Consider the following 21,650-nt stretch of genomic DNA (forward strand, 5'->3'; position numbering starts at 1 on the left):
ACTTGATTTAAAATTTAATACCTGCCTATAATCCCTTTACTGTAAAGGTTATTTCGCTAAATATAAAAGGATTGTCATGTTTGCACGCCTAAGATCTATAATACACGGTGTCACGAATACTTCCTCCTCTAATTCAGCTTTAGATGTGGAAAGTAGTCCTGTTAATTTAAAAGCTACTGCGCCATCAAAAGAAAGCGAACCTTCTGATACCCCAAAAAACACTTGGGTATTTATTTGGGATATGACAGCAGAAAAAGTAGGTCATGCTGCAATACAAACAGGCGGTTCCCGGCCAAAAAAGAAAGCTAAAGATCCTGGATTGTATATAAGTATTCATCCTTATGGTGTCCCCTCCACAGGTTTAACTTCAATACTCCCTTTACCAGCACACCTTGCTACCAATTTATCTGAAGATATGGAAACATTAGGTGCATCTGAAAATACAGGTGCCTTTGATATGGACCAACCGTTGGTAAAACCAAACCATGATGCAAAGCCACTACCTCCCGACCATATTTATCATTTTAAAAATTTAAATACCCACATGATGAGTCAGCATATTCAAGAAATTCAAAAAAAAGTAGAAACTGGTGAAGTCGGCTATCAACTGTTTCCAAATGTAAATCTACTTGGTTTTTTTAGAGACAGCTCAGCATTTGTCTCCCAAGACCCAATTGATGTTGAAATGCACCGCAGAGCATCTAAAAAAAGAACAAATAGTAACCAGGTGTATAATTGCACGACACTTGTAAGTGATGTTTTGAATCAAGGCGGATTGCCAATCAGCCGCTCTCTTATAAAACCCTGGGGAATTACTCCAAATGGTTTATCATCTGAAATAAAAGATTCAGAAGAAATAAGCAGTCAAGGCCCCCAAATTTAACATTGTATATAATTCATTTATCGGGTTTTCAGCACATTTGCGCTGAAAACCTTTATAAAAAGTCCATAGTGTAAATCCATCATTCGCTTTTTTTATTGTTGCAATTTTAATTTTGATACATCGTAAATAGTAATTGGTGACTCGATTCCCTTAACTTTTACGCGAAGATGACCATTGATTTCAATGTCCTTTGCAACTTCATTATATGTGGATTCGGAAATTAATATCTGTCCGCCAAGACTGAGATCTTGAATTCGTGAGGATAAATTAACTGATGAACCTATCGCACTATACTGCATCCGTTTCTTGGATCCCACATTACCTACTACAGCAATCCCCGTATTAATTCCTATACCCATCTCTAAATGAGGCAAATTTTTCTTTTGATTGGATTGATTCAGTTTCTTGAGAACCTTCTGCATTTCCAAAGCACAGGCTATCGCGCGTTGTGAATCATCTCCGGAGGAATATGGAGCACCAAAAATAACCATAATGGCATCTCCAATAAACGCATCAACAGTACCTTGATGCTTTTCTATTACTGGGACCATTTTACTAAAATAGTTATTTAAAAGAGAAACCAGCGCTTCACCAGGAATTGATTCAGACAAGGGTGTAAAATTTCTTAAATCACTAAACATGATGGTTATTTTATGTTCGTATCCACCTAATCTTTGGTGATGAGGAGATTCAAGAATTGTGTTTACTACATCATCAGACATATAAAAGCTAAATACTTTGCGAATTAACTTATTACGTACCTCGAGTTGGTTTTTTACTTTTTGTAATAAGTAGTTCGATTTACGAAGGCTTAACTCATCTTTGGCTATATGCGCTAAATTTAATAAAAGCTCCAGTTGTTTGTCATCCAATTCTTTTGGAGAGGTATCAGCCAAACAAAATGTACCTACGTTATAACCTTGTGGATCAGTCAAAGGAACGCCTGCATAAAAGCGAATAAAAGGATCTTTTTGTACCAAAGGACTATTAGCAAATCGTTCGTCAACAAGGGCATCATTAATAATTAATGGTTCATGTTTTTGTATGGTCACATTACAAAAGGAAATGCTTCTTGGCGTTTGTTTCGCTTGTAAACCATGTCGTGCTTTAAACCACTGTCTTTTATCATCAAGAAAGGCAATATAACAAATTGGAATATTAAAAAAATTAATGGCAAGACGTATCAATCGGTCATAACTTTCCTCAGGAACTGTATCCATAATCCTTAATGATTGAAGTGCATCAAGCCGTTTATTTTCAAACGATTGGGTTGTTTCTATTTCTTTCACTTTCGTTGCCATAATAACTCTCTGATTACAGTCCCTAAGATTTAGACGATTTCAGTTCTCCATATAATCATTATAGATTAAATATTTACCACAATTTTTGCATCAGAATAATTCATGATACTATCATCTCAAATCTTATTTTTGGCCTATAAAATGTTCACTATTAAAAATAAACCTGAGCAAAGACAATTAAGGAAAGTGGATGAACATGGTGAATATGCGCCATTTCCGGGTGTCACAGTGGTATCCGCATGCTATCCTGAACAAAAGGAGTTTTGTGAAGCAATTTATCAAGTCTTAAAGAGTAGTCCATTGATTATGCATTATTTTTCCCCGCTACCTGCTCATAGTTATCATATGACCACTATGAGTTTAGAAACAGAGCAGCAAGTTGGAGCCTCTTGGAATCAATTTATTACTAAAAACCTGCCTCATTACAAAAAAATAAACCAAACCCTTCAAAAAAATCCTATTTATCCATCAATTGAAAAAATGCAAGTCAACGTTGATTGGTGCATTTCATTAAGTTTATTTTTGCCCAAAAAGCATGTAGCGCAAATTGAGGAAATGGCTGAAGCGTTAAATATCGAAGAAACGATACCTCCGGTTTTCCACTTTACTTTGGCCTATCCTCGACCCAATAGAAAAATATCTAAAGAAGTTTCGGAGCGAATTATTAAGGAACTTAATGGCGTTATTGAAAAAACAGCAGTTCCATTTGAAATTGCCGAAGCCAAACTATGCTATTTTAATGACATGACTGCCTTTCTTCCTTGGGATGCAGAAAATAATCCATTTCTTCAATCGAAAAAGCATCTAACTGACTTCATGCAAACTGACGAAACACGCTCAGATTCATTACAAAGCGAATATCTCCATGAAACGACTCTTTCGACAAAACCATCATTTCTGTTGAAATAAAAAAATTGATCTTATATTGTTGCTCCTTATGCCATGAATTGTGAGCGTTCACGAGCACGCCATACAAGGATCCTTCTGCTTTCGGTTGACGTATTTCAGTGTGTGCTTACCATGAATTAGGGAGTTTTCATGAAAAATCATTCCGGGATATTTAGGTTAAGTGATTATGAGGTACTTGATTACCTTATAAAACATGTAGATTTGGAGATTGATCTTTCTAAGAAGCCTGTCCAGTCCAAAGCCATATTAACGATTGCCCCCAACCCTAAGTCCTCATCTCACTCTGTTGATCTCGAGTTAGATGGTGAAAATATGATCTTAGAATCGATTATTCTCGATGGTAAAAAACTATCTCGAGAAAAGTATGAAGTAACAAAAAACTCTTTAATTATCAAAAGTATTCCAAAAGATCGAGTATTTACGCTTGAAACAATAACACGTTTGGGTGAGAACACCGATTTGTTCGGCTTATATGAAACAGAAGGAACTGTACTGGTTAAAGCCGAAACAGAAGGACTTCGTCGCGTCCTTTTTTGCCATGATAGGCCAGATAATCTAGCGACCTACAAAACAACCATTATTGCCAAAAAAGAAAACTATCCTGTATTACTCTCAAATGGGGCACTCATTGAACAAAAAGACATTGAGAACGGATTACACTGTGCAACATGGCTAGATGAAGTTCCTAAACCCAGTTATCTTTTTGCATTGGTCGCTGGAAAGCTACAAAAGTCAGTAGCTTATTTCAAAACACGCTCTCAACGTGAATTACCGATTGAGTTTTATGTGCCGCCCGCAGCAACTGTAAAATGTGATTTTGCTAAAGAAGTTTTAAAAGAAGCAATGCGTTGGGAAGAAGAGATCTTTGATTTGGAATGTGAGTTATCACAACATATGGTTGCTGGCGTTGATAAATATGCATCTGGCGCTTCTGAACCGACAGGCTTAAATTTATTTAATACCGCAAATTTATTTGCTACACCCGAAACGCGAACTGACGCTGATTTTTTACGCGTCTTAGAGGTAGTTGCTCATGAATATTTCCATTATTGGTCAGGCGATCGGGTAACTATCCGTGAATGGTTTAACTTGCCATTTAAAGAAGGACTGACTACGTTTAGAGCTGCAATGTTTCGAGAGCGTTTATTTGGTACCGACTTAATCCGGATGTTGGATGGGAAAAATTTTGATGAACGTGCCCCACGACAAAATACCTATACGAATGTAAGAAGTCTCTATACCGCTGCTGCTTATGAAAAAAGTGCCGATATTTTCCGGATGATAATGCTTTTTCTTGGCGAAAAAACTTTTTATCAGGGAATGACCCAATTTTTAAAAAGCAATGATGGTGGTGCTGTGACATTGGAAGATGTATTGGCGTCACTAAATAAATCAACGCGAAAAGATATGAGCCCTTTCTTGAATTGGTTTACTGAAGCAGGTATTCCTCAATTAATGGTCACTGACGAATATGAGCAAAGAACAAAGCGTTATACTTTAAAATTTAAAACCACAGATGGAAAAGGTAGACCTATACCTGTTGTTGTTGGATTACTCGATAAAAACGGTAACGAGATTCAGGGTGATGCAACAATCATAGTCGATAAGCCGGAGATGGCGTTTCATTTCGATAACATTGATTTACATCCTACTCCATCTTTATTACGTAGTTTTTCAGCTCCTGTGCAACTCGAATTTGCATACAACAAAGAACAGTTGCTTCTCTTAATGCAGCATGACAGCAATTTATATAATCGATGCGAGGCGGCAAACAAACTAATGACACAAATGGTAAGTGATTATTGTGCAGGCATCTCCCTTGTATTTACTCCTGAACTTTTTAATGCATATCGAAAGCTAATTAGTGAGGCCCATAGTTCATTAAATTATTGGGTATTTGCTGAGCTCATATCTATACCTACGGAAGAAACTTTATTTTCTAATCTGCAAAACCAAGATTTTGGGAAAATTACAGAAGCACGCCAACTTATTCAGAGGCAGATTGCAAAAAAATTAAAGGAAGATATAGTTTTGATGCAAAAAAGTTTGGATAAAATACCTGCATCCAACAAATCGCCGTTTCAAACGTTTGATATCATTTCTGCTGGTGCACGCCGCTTACAGCATGTTTGCCACTCATATCTGCTTTTAATACAGCCTGAAAAAACTGAGAGCGCATTAGTTGAGCAATTCAATAACTCTTTAGGTAAAAACATGACCGACTGCATTTCTGCACTTAGCTTGCTTTTAAATAATAACAGCAGTCAATCAAGCAAATTGTTGGAGCGCTTTTATGATTACTGGCAAGGTGATGCAGGCGCTGTTAATTATTGGTTTAACGTGCAGGCAGCAGCGCATTCAGTACATGTCGTGAAGTTAGTGGAGCAATTGACGTCCCACCGTGCTTTTGATTTGTCTAATCCAAATAAAGTATATGCTTTGTTGGGAACATTCATTAAAAATCCTTATGGGTTCCATGCCATTTCAGGAAAAGGCTATCAACTTATCGTCGATGTCATTCTAAAATTAGAAAAAATAAATCCAACATTAGCCGCTAATTTGGCCGAAAAATTCAATGATTGGGATAAATATGACGAAAAAAAACAACAACTGATGTTAAGCCATTTAGAGTTCCTTAGCACAAATGCAACAACTGCTGATGTAAGAAACATGACAAAAAAAGGGTTAGACAAGAAGAAGCATGATTCATCGCCTCCAGTAACCTGATTGCTTGCAACCGGGTTATAGCGTAGAAGCGTAAGTTGATCCTCGACCCAACAACAGAAAGTAATTAGTTAATATGTATGGAAATAAACGATTAGTTTTGTTGATTACGCAAAGGCGCACACACGTTTACGTAATGCGCGCCATTTTATGCGTTATCATTTTAAAAGAATCTCTGCGCAACATTCAGGCGCAGTTTTCCCATCCAGACCCAGTTCTTCTTTGCTTCGAGCCATCTGCCGACTTTCTCCAAAAAATGTCGAAAGGTTGCTGGAAAAATATTGGTTTGGAAGATACGGTTTACCAAAGTGGGTATAAGATGCCTTCCCTTCTAATACTCCTTGGTTTAATAACGCCCCGGGAACTGCTTGGGCCACACGATCAGCCGCGGCGGCCGCCTCATTGCCACTGACATTTGCCCGTATAAAAACATGTTCAAATTCGGCACTAGTAGCAGTTAATTCAGGTTTTTTAAGCTTTGCAAATAAAGTGTCCGTTAAAATGATTTTAAATTGGCTTTTACATGCATCTTGATGTTTTTTATACACCTTGAGTAGTTCAATTAAATAGGCATCAAGATCTTCAATTCCAGGATGAAGACCGAGACGCACCTCTACAGTAGGATGCTTCGGCAGCTCTGCAAGTAAACTATTTAAAAAAGTACTATCAATTGCCACAGGCTGAGTGGTACTGCTGACAAAAGCCAATGATTTTCCTTCTCCTACCTGTAAGGCTTTTTGTGTTTTATCTGACAGTTCTTGTTCTGCCTTTAAGCTCAGTACACGTTCTGCATCACTCATTGGAGGTTTTGTGGTGAAAGCATTGTCGATACTCAGATGTCCAACTGTATGTACTTTGCTTTTGTCGACACATGCGAAGTCAGTTATTGCCTGCTGCAATGGTAAAGCCCATTGAATATTTTGCTTATTTTTTAAAGTGGGTAAATGATCCCATAAATTATGAGCGTCTGGCTTAAACATAAACTCATAAGCCATTAGCACAGGTATACCTTCTAATGCTGCTGCAATTTGAAACGGAATGTTACTGCTAACAGAAGGGACACCACAATATGCGCGCTCAATTTTCTCTTTTTGTATGTATTTTATTATCTTATTGAGTTGTTCTTCACTGCAGGAGCCTATTGGGAAAGAGTTATTTTCAGTATTTAGTAGTTCTGGCAATGATATTTTAGCCGACATTAACGTTGAGTTAAAACCAGCCACGCGATCTTGAGCCGTTTTAGTTAATGAAATAAGTAAAACCTCATGTTTACCACGAAGTTCTAACGCCCTAATCGTGTTTAACGCTAAATCAGTATCCCCAGCACTACTAATAAAAAAAGCGAGTTTCATAAGAAATAGAACCAACTATTATAACAATAAAAAAAAAAATCATATCAAAAAACAGCGTCAAAGTCTTTATTGTCAACAATATGAGGAATATTAGATGGCACTTTTTATGAAATTCAGTGAGTGCTAATTGTCACTCAATTTTCTTTAAAAAACCTAGGGCTTGCGCAATTTTTTTGTTTACAAAACGTTTAGGTAATCTGAGTGGCACTATCCAATCTAGAAAGAGATTAGGAACCAAAACATAACTTGCTTTGGGATGTGCGCTAGATAAAATCTTATATGCCAACTTCCCCACTTTTTTTGCGGGCAAAGCAGATTGTTCTACTTTATGATAAATATAATTTCTGAATTGGTGCAGAGGCTTCGCATAAATAGATTGGCTCAATTTATCTTCACTGACTTGATCTTCATTTTTATGCCAAATCGGAGTATTTACCATTCCAGGCCTAATCAGCACTACATCAACACCATAAATCATCAACTCAACACGCAATGTATCTGAAAATGCTTCTATCCCGTATTTTGAAATGGAATAAGGTCCAAAAAAAGGTCTACAGATTTTACCTGATATAGAGCCAATATTTATGATTTTTCCGGGCTCTCCCTTCAAGGTTTTATCAGCACCAAGCAAAGAAATAAATGCTTGAGTTACCTGTATTTGTCCAATAACATTCACTTCAAATTGCCGCCGAAACTCTTCTAGCGGTGTTTCTATTAAAGGACCAACAACAGCAACTCCCGCGTTATTAATTAATCCCCAAAGTTTTTCGCCTTGTAATTGTTTCTGCACCTCTTCTACTGCCTTTTTAACTGCAATCTCATCAGTTATATCAAATATAAGCGGAAAAAAAAGTGCCCCTAGCTCATCAGTTATGCGTAAAGCATCTTGTTCATTGCGTACGCTTCCAAAAACCTTAATATCCTGACTCACTAACTCTTGAGCTATGGCATACCCAATTCCAGATGAGACACCAGTAACAACTACAGATCGCATGTTTTGCTCCTTTACCTATCTTATTTAAATGATTAGTGGAGGAGATTTAAGCTCCTTGTTTTTTTATCAAATAAATATCTGTATGTTGTAAGCACCCTACTTTTATACATCAAACCAATTTTTTCCATTTGATGATGCATTTTGGGATTAAAATCACCAATCCATTTCATTTCATACTCTGTGTACTGCGATTTTGGTGACTGAAGAATGCCCTCTAATAACTTATAACTTAAATAAACAGTAATACCTGTTTTTTGAAATTCGGGGATAATGGCATGAATCATACCAATTACTTTATTACAGGGTTTGAAATGTTTCAAACATAAAAGCTTTGCAATTTGTAAAAAGCCAAACTTTCCATTTAAATACTTAATGAATTGATTTAAATCAGGAATAGAAAATAATACAGCGATAGGCCGCTCATGATGATAAGCTAATAAAACAGTTTGATTATCACTAAAAAGAAACATTTTTTTTAGCAAATCAAATACGAGCTCAGACTCAGCCTCACCGCTCAAACCCTGAGTGAACTTACCTGCATAAAGCATTTCTTTAAAATCACATGAAAATTTTTTAAAGTTATTTTTATCAATGTACTGAATAGAAAACTCTGGATTATTTTCATACCTTGAATGAATCTTGTACCAGATTGGTTTTAAAGAGCTGCTCAACGTAATGTTATAACATAGTTGATTATAGAACTCTTCAAATCCATAAGCCTCAAATAACTCTTGATAATAAGGTAAATTATAATTCATGAGGTACAATGGATTTTGAAAGCCTTCAACAAGCAATCCCCACCATCGATCCTGTTCTCCAAAATTTATCGGTCCATCCATTGCTACAATCCCTTGTAATTGAAGCCAGTCTTTTGCAGCGTCAAAAAGAATTTTTGCAGCTTGATGATCGTAAATGCAGTCAAAAAAGCCTATTCCACCTACTAAAAAGTTATCCGCAATAATTTGATAACGTAAGTTAATAAAGGCCGCAATCCGCCCAATTAGCACACCCTGCGCATCACGTAATATCCAACGTTGAATCCATCCATGTCTAAATGTTTTATTTCGCAGCGGATCAAATACATCATTAATGTCCTTATTCAAAGGACGAATATAATCAGAGCTATTTTTATTTATTATCACATTCACCAGAATAAAATCCTTGGCATCTTGAGGTGTTTCGACAATAGCTAACTTAAATTGACCCACGACTATCCCCTTTTAAAAAAGAGCATTCGGATCGATAGGTTCTTGTGATTGAAATAAAAAAAACATAGATGCTTGATATTAATTTACAGACTTTTTTTGCTGCAAAAAATATAAATTGAATCACTTTAAAAACAGAATGCAGGCATTCTGTGAATATATTTTTCATCACATGCCCATTCATTTCATATAAAATCAGTATAGTTGATATTTATCGATTTGCTATTCGAAAACGTTCAAGGAATACGTAGACATAGAACGGAGATGACAGGCTCGTGTATTTGAAGAAAAGGGGAAATTCCGCGCGAAAAATCGAGCCCTATGCGAGCTCGATCTTATACTTTTGTAATTTTTTAATTTTTTATTCATGTTCCGGGTGTACTACAAATATGCCTGGTGCATTCCTCAGGTACTCGTTGTAATCCATTCCATAACCAAAGATATAATGGTCCTCAACTTGTAAGCCCACGAAATCGGCCTGTTGTAAACCATTTACAACACGCTTTCTATATTTATCAACTAAAACAGCACTGTATACTTTTTCTGCTCCAAGCTTTTGTATTTCATCAATAATGGCTGCTAGTGTGACGCCACCATCGAGAATATCATCAACCACAAGCACAGTTCTTCCCTTTAAATTAGTCGAGGGCTTTGCTTTCCAAACGATATCTCCACCTGTAATTTCACCCCGATAGCGAGTTGCATGTACGTAGTCTACCTCTAATGGAAAGTCCAAGCGTGGCAATAAATTACCTAAAAGAACCAAGCCCCCAACCATAACACAAACAAGCACTGGATTTTGATCTTGCAATTCACGGTGTATATTTATTGCCATTCGATCAAGAGCGGCTTCAACCTCATTCGTAGTAAACAAGCAAGATGATTTCTCGTAAACTTCTTTAATTTTATCTGGAATAGTCATTATGAGTCCTCAGGACAAAGAGTGAGATATAAAGGAACTTTCATTTAATCTTTTATTTTTCCCGTACCAGGAAAAGGGCTAACTTTACCTCCATGACCTGGATTATCTTTAACTTTAGCTGTTCCTTGTTTTGTAACTTCATCAATACGATAAATCGAATGCATGGGAATAAATGTTCGTTTAACACCATTAAACTCAATCTTTAAGCGTTCTTCTGAAGGGTCAACAACCAATGAAGTTTGTTCACCAAACACCAGTTCTTCAACTTCGAGAAACCCAAACATTTCACTTTCTTTAACAGAGCGTGCGTAAATTTCATAAATTGCTTCTTGATTAGCAAAAGTGATTCTGAATATTGTTTTCTTATGCATAAAATTAACCTGTTCTTATGACAAAGCGAAGTATACAAAAATAAGTGGACTCTATTCAAATTAAATTAGCATGAGTTAAATGATTGTAACTCGCATTTCATGCTATAACTGCTAATCTTTAAACTATTAAGGTTCATATTGAGGAAGGTATTATGGCACAAAATAAGTATGACCAAAAACCTATTCAATTAGGTGACATGATTTTTTTCCAAAATCTGGTTCCAGGAAAACAGCAATCACCTTTAATAGATCATTATCGCTCAAACGTTCTTAATGCAGAAAAAGACGAGCACATGAAACAGCAACGAGAAGCTTTACTCATGGAGTATCCTCCTATTCTTTCTTTTCACAATGATCAACAGAAAAAAGAATTTTATGATGAAGAGGCCAAATGTAGAAAACAATTTTGCTGTGGCGCATTAAATCCATTAACTGCTGCATTTATAAATGATATTGCTTTTTCTCCTAAAGATGACTACGTGTTTTCTTCGGGCAATGGTCAATTTTATACTGGGAGTCAAAAGGCAATAGGCAACGCAATAAAAGGAGATATCAGTCAAGCACCTTTTGGCAGTACAAGTCAACAAGAATTGATGAGTGACTTAAAAGCATTTGATGATACTGTGGCTCAAAGAGGTCAATCGACTACTACCTTTGATAGCGATTCGCCGGCATTAGCAGAAATAAAAAGTCCCAATCCATTTAATATAATACCTAAACCCAAGGATCAGCAATAAAATATTATGTAATTTTATCTAATTGGCGCGCACTACGGTTTTGAGAAGAAAAAATAACAGGCTGCAATGTGTCTTGATAATCTTTTATCGGCTCTTCAGCAGGTTTAAAGTGTAAATTAGGTTCGATTACTTGATATTTTTGGGCAATATAACAATAAAAGCCTGAAGGAAAAGGCCAAAGCATCTTGCCTATTTCGTCCAAAAAAGTAAATTTTTTGATTAATGATGGACTATTAACTGGTGGTATATAACAAAAATTACTTAGAGAATGCTGCCTATACCCTCTTTGTAAAAAAATACGATTTAAGTTAAATGGAGTTCGCATTTTAACTTTTTGATCACTATAACAGTGTAATAAGCCAGTTTTTATTGCCCCACCCCACAAACTCCACGGGTTAATGCTTAATAAAATGACGAACCCCATAGGATTAAGAATACGGTCAATTTCATCGATCAAACTAAAACTATTAGCGAATGGCTCAAGTGTAAGCGGTACAATAATACAATCAACACTATTACGGTCCAGAGGAAGTTGATTTAAAGCACATTCAACCTGGACTTTATTAGTTAAGGAAAAAGGAGAGGCAATCCACTTATGAGTATAATTGAATTTTTTCAACCATATATTATCCCCGCAATTTCCCAATTGCAGCAATGTATCGCCATGTGAATAATCACTTTCAGATTCAAGATTGACTAAAAATTCATGAGCTGCAAAAAGTCCCAGGGGCGATTGGAACCATTTATTCAGGGCGCGATATTGCTTTAATTGTCGTTCAATCAACAAAATAATGCCTTTTAAAATAATGAATCCTGAATTAAACTACAATACAACGAGTTTCTCATACATACAATCCATTTTCCTTTTTTTGAGTTTAAATATCTTAAACCATTATAAATAAAGGATTATTAGGCGATTGTTCGGGCATTGTTTTCGTCCAACCGGCACAATGCGTACGATACAAATGTTGAATGAAACGCGTGATTTTGTTGAATGGATTAACTATAGTTAATATTATTACAAGCTGATCGAGACTATGTTAGGAACGGATGAATTAAAATTACATGGAATAGGACAGTTATTTGTTCTTGAGAAGCTGTTAGATAGACCTCAAGCAGTTGAATTCTGTAAGCAAGCTGCTGCAGAAAAAATTTCTTTAGTTCAATATCTTGTAAAAAATAATATTTTATCAGCCACACAAATTGCACTTGCAGCGTCCCATAATTTTGGCGTCCCCATGCTTAATTTAGACTGCATTGAGGCCGATTCAATTCCTATTAGCTTAGTCAATGAGAAGCTTATTCGCCGTCACTCAATGGTTCCCTTATTTTACCGAGGCAATAATTTATACTTAGCAACAGATGATCCCAGTAAACAAGCTTCTTTGAAAGAAATTCAGTTCCATACTGGGCTTAATACACATGCCATTGTCGTAGAGGCCGACAAACTTAGTGCACTCATCGATCATTTACTATCAATACAGGAAACTCAGGGCTTATCTGAGTTTGTTAGTGGAGATACAGCTGAATTTGATGGACTTATTATTAACGAGGAAGAAGAGCATGAATCAAATGCTCCATCACTTACAGAAGATGCCCCTATTGTAAAATTCGTTAATAAAATACTTCTTGATGCCATTAAGCAAGGAGCATCTGACATTCATTTTGAGCCTTATGAAAAAGAATATCGTATACGCTATCGACAAGATGGTATTTTACACGAAATTGCAACACCGCCAGGGAGTTTGTCCACACGCATTACTGCACGTATAAAAATCATGTCCAACTTGGATATTTCAGAAAGAAGAGTTCCCCAGGATGGCGGTTTTAAAATGAGAATATCCAAAATTCGATCCATTGATTTTCGCGTTAGCACCTGCCCTACAACTTCAGGTGAGAAAGTTGTTATGCGTATTCTAGATCCAGGCTCAGCAAAACTCGGTATTGAAGCTTTAGGTTTTAGCCCTGTTCAAAAAGAGCATTTTCTTCATTCGATTGAGCGCCCTCAAGGAATGATTTTAGTGACAGGCCCCACAGGTAGTGGTAAAACTGTATCCTTATATACCGCATTAAATATACTCAATACTAAAGAAGTAAATATCTCCACCGCAGAAGATCCCGTTGAAATTAAAGTACCAGGGATCAATCAGGTTAATATCAATCCTAAAGCGGGATTAACCTTTTCCAATGCATTACGCTCATTTCTGCGTCAAGACCCTGATATTATCATGGTTGGGGAGATACGCGATTTAGAAACAGCTGAAATTGCAGTTAAAGCAGCACAAACAGGACACTTGGTACTCTCAACATTACACACAAACAGCGCCGCAGAAACACTTAATCGTCTGGTTAATATGGGCATTGCTACATTTAATGTAGCCAGCTCGGTAACGCTTATTATTGCGCAACGTTTAGCCCGAAAATTATGTGAGCATTGTAAAGTATTAAGAGATGACTTCAATAAACCAAGTTTGTTGGAATTAGGTTTTACTGAAGCAGATATCGAAGGAATTCAATTATACAAGGCAGGAGGATGTGCTAAGTGTACCAATGGATACCGCGGTAGAATAGGTTTATTTGAAGTATTGCCTATGACCAAAACACTTGGCCAGGTTATCATGTCCGGAGGAAACTCCTTGGACATATTAAAAGTTGCTCAGGAAGAAGGCATGATTACCATTTATCAATCCGGACTTGAGAAGGTAAAACAAGGTATTACAACTATGGAGGAAGTCAATCGGGTAACTGTTGACTAACCACGCAAACAATGAAAAAAAATACCAATATCACCCTAACCTTTCATTACATAGGTGTTAATAAAGCTGGTCAAAAAATAAATGGCGATATCGATGCCAGAAGTCTTGCTTTAGCTAAAGTAGAATTACGCAGACAGGGAGTAGTCGTAAACAAAATTGCTAAAAAACGTCCTCCTCTCCTCAATTTTAAAAGTAAAAAAATAAAGTCAGGAGATATTACGGTATTTAGCCGGCAATTAGCGACAATGATCGAATCAGGAATACCTTTAGTACAATCCTTTGATATTGTAGCAAAAGGACAATCAAATAAACGACTAAAAGAATTAATTGAAACGATTAAACGTGATGTTGAAACCGGATTAACCCTTTCCGAAGCATTGAATAAACATCCAGCACATTTTAATGAATTATTTTGTAATCTGGTGGATGCTGGTGAAAAGTCAGGGTCTCTGGATATTATGCTCGATAAAGTCGCCACATATAAAGAAAAAATAGAAACAATAAAAAAGAAAATTAAAAAAGCCTTAACTTATCCTATGGCCATTATGGTTGTCGCGCTCCTTGTTACAACCGGCTTACTTATTTTTGTTGTTCCTCAATTTGAATCGCTATTTAAAGGTTTTGGTGCAGATCTACCCGCTATGACCCAAGCCGTAGTCAATATGTCCAAATTCTTTCAGTCCTATTGGTATTTAGTCTTTGGCGCATTAGGCGGCGGTATTTATGCCTTTATTTATGCAAAAAAACACTCCTCTCAATTTGCACAAAATATAGATAAAATTTTATTAAAAGTACCTGTAATTGGGCCTATTATTGAGAAAGCTGCGATCGCACGTTTTGCAAGAACGCTTTCGATTACTTTTGCTGCGGGTTTACCTTTGGTTGAGGCACTCAAATCTGTAGCAGGAGCTACAGGAAATATCATTTTTTCGAAAGCCACCGACCAAATTCGGGAAGAAGTATCTACCGGCCAACAAATGAATAAAGCTATGGAAAATACGAAATTATTCCCTAATATGGTAGTTCAGATGGTTGCCATTGGCGAAGAATCAGGTGCCTTGGAAAAAATGTTAGGTAAGGTTGCTGATTTTTTTGAAGAAGATGTAGATAATGCTGTCGATTCACTGAGTAGTTTATTAGAACCTGTTATTATGGTTATTTTAGGTGTCTTGGTAGGCGGTCTTGTGGTTGCAATGTATTTACCCATCTTCAAACTGGGAACTGCAATATAAGGCAGCTCAATTAGGCTCTGATTGTGTTGTAGCCTGGGTGCAGCGCAGCGGAACCCGGGTTTTTTCCAATGTAAATTTCCCGAGTTCCTCTGCGCTGCACCTGGGCTACATTTTGTGTGGGATCAATTGAATGATATATGACCTAATCATCAATCATACTTGGTTTATGTATGTTGTAGTTGCCCTATTTTCTCTTGCCGTAGGTAGTTTACTTAATGTTATTATTTATCGCTTACCTATCATGTTAGAAAGAGAATGGAAACAACAATACAATGAATTGACAGGAGTCAAGGAAGAGGAACAATCGATTAATTTATTTTTTCCAAGATCATTTTGCCCTTCATGTAAAGCAATGGTTAAAGCCTGGCAAAATATACCCATTTTGAGCTATTTATTTTTGCGAGGCCGCTGTTATCAATGTAAAAGTGCCATTTCTATTCGTTATCCGCTAATTGAATTAGGCACAATGATTCTTTCCCTCTATGCGTGTTGGCATTTTGGTTTTACTGTACAACTCATTTTTGTACTGATTGCAATTTGGATCTTAATTTGCTTGGTTTTCATTGACATAGATCATCAAATTTTACCAGACAATCTGACTTTGAGCTTATTATGGATAGGACTTATTGCTAATACTGAAAATCTATTTGCCCCTTTACCTCAAGCAGTACTGAGTGCAGCGGGTGCCTATATTGGGTTATGGTTATTTATCAAGGTATTTTATTTATGTACTGGTAAAATAGGTATGGGTAATGGTGATTTTAAATTACTTGCTGCATTTGGGGCGTGGTTTGGCTGGGTCTTTTTGCCATTAATTCTACTTCTTTCCTCGATTAGTGGTACAATTATTGGTTTATTGTATTTACGATTACACAGTAAATCCAAAGATACCATGATTCCTTTTGGCCCATTTTTATGTATCAGTGGATTAATTTCTCTATTTTGGGGTCATAGTATAGTGAACTGGTATTTGCATCTTTGGATGTAAAAAATCACAGGACTCATATATGCCTTATCAAGTTATTTTATTTGATCTAGACGATACGCTCATCGATTTTGCACACTCTCAACGAATGGGGCTAAGAAATATTTATGAAAAATATTACTCGTCCATTGAATTCTCTGTTTTTGAACGTCTTTATAAAGAAATTAATACCCATCTATGGAATCAAGTAGGTGCTAAAACACATGCGCTCAGGCCAAGCGAAGTGAGATTATTACGATTTATACAATTAAATCAAAAACTCTATAGTTCTGCGTCTGCACAAGAGGTAGCAGAAGAGTATGATGTTAATCTGTGCTTGCATGCCCACTGGATACCAAATGTAAAAACTGCTATTGAATTTTTACACCAAAAAGGACATATTTTAGGCATTATTACCAATGGTTTTGTTGAGGTTCAAGGGAAAAAACAAAAGCGGCTCGAATTAAATCATTGGTTTGACTGTTATATTGTTTCTGATGAAGTGGGTGTAGCAAAACCTAATGTTGAAATCTTTAATATTGCTCTGCTAGAAATTACTAACAAGCGCAAACAATCAATCAGCAAAGACTCCATATTAATGGTCGGTGATTCAATGACCAATGATGGTTATGGGGCAAGAGATTTTGGGATTGATTATTGCTTTATAAATGCTCAAGAATTAGATATTGCATCACAAGAAGCCCCCATTAAATACAACATCCGTTCTGTTGCTCATTTACCAGCATGCATAGGATATGAAATAGAATACATGCGATTTCTAGAATTACATAAGAGTGAGAGCAACTTATTACAACTATGATTTGAGGCATATTACTGAAGAGAAACTCTTACTCAGACTAAAAATATTTAAAATTTAAAAATATGAAACAACTGAATATAGAACAAATAAGAAGCGATACCCCTGGCTGTCAGCATGTTGTTCATTTCAATAATGCTGGGGCGGCATTATCTCCCCTTCCAGTTACCCAAGCAATAAAAAATCATCTTGATTTAGAGGCTACAATTGGTGGGTATGAGGCAGCACAACAAGCAGCAAATAAAATACAAAAATTTTACGAAAATGCCGCACTGTTGATTCATTGTCAGCCTGATGAAATTGCCTTTTTTGACAATGCGACTCGAGCTTGGGATATGGCCTTTTACAGCTTTAAATTTAATCCCGGAGATAAAATATTAACTTGTGTTTCAGAGTACGCAAGCAACTATTTGGCTTTTTTACATCAAGCGAAACACACCGGAGTTACAATTGATGTCATTCACAATGACTCATCAGGCCAATTAGATCTTGACGACCTAAAAAGAAAAATAGATAAACGAGTTAAATTAATTGCTATAACTCATATACCGACACAAGGCGGTTTAATTAATCCTGCGGTTGAGGTTGGTCAAATAGCCAAGGCACATAATATCCCCTACCTTCTTGATACAACACAATCGGTAGGACAGCTTCTTGTTGATGTGCAAGAGATTGGTTGTGATTTTCTTTGCGCAACTGGCCGAAAATTTTTACGTGGCCCGCGTGGTACAGGGTTTTTATATGCAAGCAAAAGAATTACAGAACACAGCGATCCCCCTTTCATTGATTTACACTCTGCGCAATGGATTAGTGATCATGATTATTTACTACGTCCTGATGCGCATCGATTTGAAACTTGGGAACAAAATATTGCTGCAAAAATTGGACTTGCGACAGCTATTGAATATGCTTTAAAACTTGGTTTGCCGCTAATTTGGCAACGAATCAGCCAATTAGCAACGCTACTACGTCAAAATTTGTGCACCATTAATTCAATAAAATTGCACGATTTAGGTGTTCATCAATGTGGTATTGTTACGTTTACTTCATTAGAGAAAAGTCCTCAAGAAATCCAACGATATTTAACCAGCAAGCGAATTAATGTTTCAATTTCACTACAAGAATACGCGCGACTTGATATGATTAAAAGAAATTTGCCTGCATTGGTCCGTGCTTCGGTGCATTATTATAATACTGAATCAGAAATTGATATTTTTTGCTCTGAACTCCGTAAGTTTTTAAACCCTTGTCCTTAAATAAAACAAAGTTATTATTATTAATATAAGCATTTACAAGGTAAGCATAATTAGAAGAAAATAAAGCTATATACTTTGACTGCCCAAGCTAAGAGATTGATATGGATATTAATTTAATTGTATATGCTGCGCCAATATTCCTGATTTTAATAGTTGTTGAGTGGTTTCTAAAATCAGAAGCTTATCAGCTCAATGATTCCATAAATAATTTCAGTACCGGTATATTTGAGCAAATTGCTTCATTGCCAGCACGAGGCCTAGTAATTTTCGGTTATTATTATGTATCTGAACACTATGCTCTTCTCTCTATCAATCCTCATTTGATTAGCTCCTGGATTATACTCTGGCTGAGCGTAGATTTTTGTTACTACTGGTACCATCGAGCAAGTCATCGATGCAACTTTTTTTGGATAGGACATTCTGTTCATCATCAAAGCGAGCTTTTTAATTTATCGGTTGCATTAAGGCAAGGTTATTGGCAAACGCTAACCTCCTGGGTTTTTTATCTTCCCCTTGCCTTAATTGGTTTCCCAACATGGATGTTTATCCTCGTCTCTTCATGCAATACCATTTATCAATTTTGGATCCATACTGAATCAATCAATAAAATGGGATGGTTTGAAAAAATATTTAACACCCCTTCTCACCATAGAGTACATCACGGTAAAAACCCTCAATATATAGATAAAAATTACGCAGGAAGCTTAATTATTTGGGATAAATTTTTTGGAACGTATGAACCAGAAATTGCTCCGGCTGAATATGGAGTCACCGAACCTTTAGACTCCTGGAACCCTTTATATGCGAACATCAAAGTGATTAAAGATTTAATGTATTATGGAAAAAACCTTAAAAACAAATTGGATATCATCCGTGCTCTTTTTATGCCCCCAGAATGGATAATTCATCGTTTACAACAAAAGCATCAAAATATTCCGAAGCGAATTGTTCAGCACAAAAATGACAAATCACCCAAATTATACATGCTAGTCAACTTGGCACTTGCAATTGTCTTATATACCTATCTTTCATTTATATTTGTAGCAAGCTCACTAAGTTCCTGGCTTATTGGCGCATTCATAATATACACCCTCTATACTCTTGGTGCAGCTGCCAATGGAAAACAAAAAATTCTAATTATTGAAATAATGCGCTCGATTTTAATTTTATTTATTTTGATTACATTGAATATGCATCTGTTTTTTTCTTTAGGTGTAACAATATTGTTTTTACTTATTAATCTGTGCTTGTTCTATTTTGAACTCCCCAAAAGTCAGCCATATACCCCTTCTATTTCAGTATAAAATAAGGGCTAAACTCTGCCAGCACAACCGCGCATAGTTTTTTATATACTATACTAAAAACAGTGAACAAAAATTTAACATTCGTTGTCCTGTGGTCAATTCGTAGTTCGAAGTGATGTATGAAGTACTTCTTTTCTAAAAAGTGCTTTATTTACAAAATAGATACTAAAAACAACTATTATTTTGGGAGACCTCGATGAGAGTTGGCGAATACTGTAACCGGAATGTAGTTGTTATTAATGGCAATGAATCGGTAAAGAACGCTGCAGAGCTCATGCGCTCCTACCATGTTGGAGACTTAGTTTTGGTTGAAGAACACGATAGCCAAAAAATACCTATAGGCATTGTTACTGATCGTGATTTAGTCATTGAAGTCATGGCAGCAGGAGTGAAGCCTGAGTCATTGCTAGTCCGCGACATTCTCACAGAACCATTTCGCTGCGTTTTTGAAAACGATAGCCTTTTTGATGCCCTAGAAATAATGCATTCCCCAAAAATCCGTCGCTTACCCGTTATTAATTATGACAAAACACTCATAGGCATAATCACCCTAGATGATTTTATAGAAATTTTGACTGAGACAATGGGGCAAATAGTTAACGTGGTTAAGCTTCAACAAAAAAAAGAGGCGCGACAAAGAATATAAACTTAAATAAACAATATTGATGTATGTGATATAAGGAGCAAGCAATGAACAATTCAGTACATTTTCCTATAAAAATAGAATTCAATAATTTAAAATATTCTCGAGCTGTTGAAGCTAACGCTCGCAAACATGCTGAAAAATTAGGAAAGTATTTTGACCGTATTATGATTTGTAAAATAAGTCTCGAAACGCATCGACACCATAATAAAGGCAAAATTTATCATGTCCGTATCGATATTATTGTTCCTCATGCAGAACTGGTGGTAAATCGTGATCTTGCAGAAAATCACGCGCATGAAAACCTCTATGTCACCATAAGAGATGCTTTTCTTGCAATGACACGACAACTAAAAAAATATGTCGAGAAACAACGAGGAAAAGTAAAATATCACGAGCTCCCACCTGAAGGACTAATTCGCGAAATCGCTCCTGTTGCTGATTATGGTTTTATTGAAACAATTGATGGTAGAAGACTTCGATTCACCAGTAAAAGTGTAATCGACTTTGATTTCACAAAGTTAGAGGTGGGAAAAAGAGTTTTCTTTGTTGAAGCCATAAGTAACGATGGTCCAGCAGCAAGTACTGTTTACGTGCAATAATCAATTTTTTTATGGAAAAGACATCATGTCTTTTCCATAAAAATATTAAAATAATCAATATCTTATATAAATCAAGCCATCTTGTTTAATTTTAATTAACGCCGAAACCTTAACCTATAAGGATATGTGTACACTCCCGAATATTTATATATACTCTGACATCGTGATTTGAAATCCAAAGGTTAATTACTATGTCATTCATCCGATTATCAAACTGTGGAGTAAGCCCTTTCGAGCAACTTTTAGGACATAACCCAGATATATTGACCCTATGGGGACAATTGGAAATGGCTTTTTTCAAGAGTAAAACATTTCATCCAGATTTTTTAGAGCAGATCAGACGTGCTTTAGCGTTCAATAATCAATGCCATTACTGCATGGCAAAAGCTGGACCACCAGCTCAAAATCCTCAAGACGAGCGACTCGGTGAAGCATTGAGGTTCGCTAACCTATTCTCAATAAGTCATGAATCTATAAATATAAATGAGATAGACCGATTAAAACACCATTTTTCTGAGGCAGAAGTTGCAGAGTTAATCGCTTTTTGCAGTTTTATCTCGGCTGCACAAAAATTTGGTGCAGCATTAGGTCTTGAAGCGATGGATAATTATATAAATCAAGCTTATTAGGGGCTGTTAACGATCCGCTAGACTGAACCCAAATGGAGCACATCATCCC

20 protein-coding genes are annotated in these 21,650 nt (G+C 36.3%); 13 read left to right on the forward strand and 7 right to left on the reverse strand.

Features of this window, described 5'->3' with window-relative positions; all coding sequences use genetic code 11:
- Nucleotides 1–76: 76 nt before the first annotated feature.
- Nucleotides 77–883 (forward strand): hypothetical protein, encoded by an 807-nt coding sequence (locus BGO44_RS08175; RefSeq protein WP_273197911.1) that lies wholly within the window; start codon nucleotides 77–79, stop codon nucleotides 881–883.
- Nucleotides 884–975: 92 nt separating this feature from the next.
- On the opposite strand, the gene BGO44_RS08180 is transcribed toward BGO44_RS08175, so the two are convergent.
- A complete protein-coding gene (locus BGO44_RS08180; RefSeq protein ID WP_058510363.1) occupies nucleotides 976–2,184 on the reverse strand; it encodes an adenylate/guanylate cyclase domain-containing protein in 1,209 nt (402 codons plus the stop codon).
- Nucleotides 2,185–2,325: 141 nt separating this feature from the next.
- Between BGO44_RS08180 and BGO44_RS08185 the strand changes: the two genes are divergently transcribed.
- Together BGO44_RS08185 and pepN are read left to right on the forward strand one after the other, a co-directional pair.
- The gene (locus tag BGO44_RS08185) at nucleotides 2,326–3,093 is read left to right on the forward strand and encodes a DUF1868 domain-containing protein (protein ID WP_273197914.1); all 768 of its coding nucleotides are present in this window, start codon (nucleotides 2,326–2,328) and stop codon (nucleotides 3,091–3,093) included.
- A 129-nt stretch (nucleotides 3,094–3,222) separates the two neighbouring features.
- A complete protein-coding gene (gene pepN / locus BGO44_RS08190; RefSeq protein WP_273197916.1) occupies nucleotides 3,223–5,820 on the forward strand; it encodes an aminopeptidase N in 2,598 nt (865 codons plus the stop codon).
- A gap of 155 nt (nucleotides 5,821–5,975) precedes the next feature.
- Here the strand turns inward: pepN and BGO44_RS08195 are convergent, their stop codons facing one another.
- The 5 genes from BGO44_RS08195 to BGO44_RS08215 form a co-directional block, all read right to left on the reverse strand.
- On the reverse strand, nucleotides 5,976–7,169 hold the full coding sequence (locus BGO44_RS08195; RefSeq protein ID WP_273197917.1) for a hypothetical protein: 1,194 nt from the start codon (nucleotides 7,167–7,169) through the stop codon (nucleotides 5,976–5,978).
- 130 nt (nucleotides 7,170–7,299) lie between these two features.
- A complete protein-coding gene (locus tag BGO44_RS08200; protein WP_273197919.1) occupies nucleotides 7,300–8,163 on the reverse strand; it encodes an SDR family NAD(P)-dependent oxidoreductase in 864 nt (287 codons plus the stop codon).
- A gap of 32 nt (nucleotides 8,164–8,195) precedes the next feature.
- Nucleotides 8,196–9,371: a hypothetical protein gene (locus tag BGO44_RS08205; RefSeq protein WP_273197920.1), complete on the reverse strand. Its 1,176-nt coding sequence runs from the start codon at nucleotides 9,369–9,371 to the stop codon at nucleotides 8,196–8,198.
- A 358-nt stretch (nucleotides 9,372–9,729) separates the two neighbouring features.
- Nucleotides 9,730–10,290, reverse strand: coding sequence for a hypoxanthine-guanine phosphoribosyltransferase (locus tag BGO44_RS08210; RefSeq protein ID WP_058510369.1), 561 nt, complete (start codon nucleotides 10,288–10,290; stop codon nucleotides 9,730–9,732).
- A gap of 44 nt (nucleotides 10,291–10,334) precedes the next feature.
- Entirely contained in the window at nucleotides 10,335–10,661 is a 327-nt protein-coding gene (locus BGO44_RS08215; RefSeq protein WP_273197922.1) for a DUF1820 family protein, read from the reverse strand.
- Between the two features lie 152 nt (nucleotides 10,662–10,813).
- On the opposite strand from BGO44_RS08215, the gene BGO44_RS08220 reads away from it, so the two are divergent.
- Nucleotides 10,814–11,398 (forward strand): hypothetical protein, encoded by a 585-nt coding sequence (locus BGO44_RS08220; RefSeq protein WP_058510371.1) that lies wholly within the window; start codon nucleotides 10,814–10,816, stop codon nucleotides 11,396–11,398.
- A gap of 4 nt (nucleotides 11,399–11,402) precedes the next feature.
- On the opposite strand, the gene BGO44_RS08225 is transcribed toward BGO44_RS08220, so the two are convergent.
- Nucleotides 11,403–12,185 (reverse strand): methyltransferase domain-containing protein, encoded by a 783-nt coding sequence (locus BGO44_RS08225; protein ID WP_273197924.1) that lies wholly within the window; start codon nucleotides 12,183–12,185, stop codon nucleotides 11,403–11,405.
- Nucleotides 12,186–12,435: 250 nt separating this feature from the next.
- Here BGO44_RS08225 and pilB point away from each other — a divergent pair, with 250 nt between their 5' ends.
- The 9 genes from pilB to BGO44_RS08270 all read left to right on the forward strand — a co-directional run bounded on the left by pilB (nucleotide 12,436) and on the right by BGO44_RS08270 (nucleotide 21,601).
- Nucleotides 12,436–14,154 carry a type IV-A pilus assembly ATPase PilB gene (pilB, locus tag BGO44_RS08230; protein WP_273197925.1) on the forward strand — a complete coding sequence of 573 codons (1,719 nt, stop codon included), beginning with the start codon at nucleotides 12,436–12,438 and terminating at the stop codon, nucleotides 14,152–14,154.
- Between the two features lie 11 nt (nucleotides 14,155–14,165).
- Nucleotides 14,166–15,386: a type II secretion system F family protein gene (locus BGO44_RS08235; protein ID WP_273197927.1), complete on the forward strand. Its 1,221-nt coding sequence runs from the start codon at nucleotides 14,166–14,168 to the stop codon at nucleotides 15,384–15,386.
- Between the two features lie 130 nt (nucleotides 15,387–15,516).
- Nucleotides 15,517–16,374 carry a prepilin peptidase gene (locus BGO44_RS08240; protein WP_273197928.1) on the forward strand — a complete coding sequence of 286 codons (858 nt, stop codon included), beginning with the start codon at nucleotides 15,517–15,519 and terminating at the stop codon, nucleotides 16,372–16,374.
- A gap of 19 nt (nucleotides 16,375–16,393) precedes the next feature.
- A complete protein-coding gene (locus BGO44_RS08245) occupies nucleotides 16,394–17,170 on the forward strand; it encodes an HAD family hydrolase (protein WP_273197930.1) in 777 nt (258 codons plus the stop codon).
- A 62-nt stretch (nucleotides 17,171–17,232) separates the two neighbouring features.
- A complete protein-coding gene (locus BGO44_RS08250) occupies nucleotides 17,233–18,423 on the forward strand; it encodes an aminotransferase class V-fold PLP-dependent enzyme (protein WP_273197932.1) in 1,191 nt (396 codons plus the stop codon).
- A 101-nt stretch (nucleotides 18,424–18,524) separates the two neighbouring features.
- Nucleotides 18,525–19,727, forward strand: a complete 1,203-nt coding sequence (locus BGO44_RS08255) for a sterol desaturase family protein (protein WP_273197933.1) — start codon at nucleotides 18,525–18,527, stop codon at nucleotides 19,725–19,727.
- 196 nt (nucleotides 19,728–19,923) lie between these two features.
- A complete protein-coding gene (locus BGO44_RS08260; RefSeq protein WP_273197934.1) occupies nucleotides 19,924–20,373 on the forward strand; it encodes a CBS domain-containing protein in 450 nt (149 codons plus the stop codon).
- Nucleotides 20,374–20,417: 44 nt separating this feature from the next.
- Nucleotides 20,418–20,972 carry an HPF/RaiA family ribosome-associated protein gene (locus BGO44_RS08265; RefSeq protein ID WP_058510380.1) on the forward strand — a complete coding sequence of 185 codons (555 nt, stop codon included), beginning with the start codon at nucleotides 20,418–20,420 and terminating at the stop codon, nucleotides 20,970–20,972.
- A gap of 191 nt (nucleotides 20,973–21,163) precedes the next feature.
- Nucleotides 21,164–21,601: a carboxymuconolactone decarboxylase family protein gene (locus BGO44_RS08270; RefSeq protein ID WP_058510381.1), complete on the forward strand. Its 438-nt coding sequence runs from the start codon at nucleotides 21,164–21,166 to the stop codon at nucleotides 21,599–21,601.
- Nucleotides 21,602–21,650 lie beyond the last annotated feature (49 nt).

Source organism: Legionella sp. 39-23 (assembly GCF_001897665.1).
Taxonomy (GTDB): Bacteria; Pseudomonadota; Gammaproteobacteria; order Legionellales; family Legionellaceae; genus Legionella; species Legionella steelei.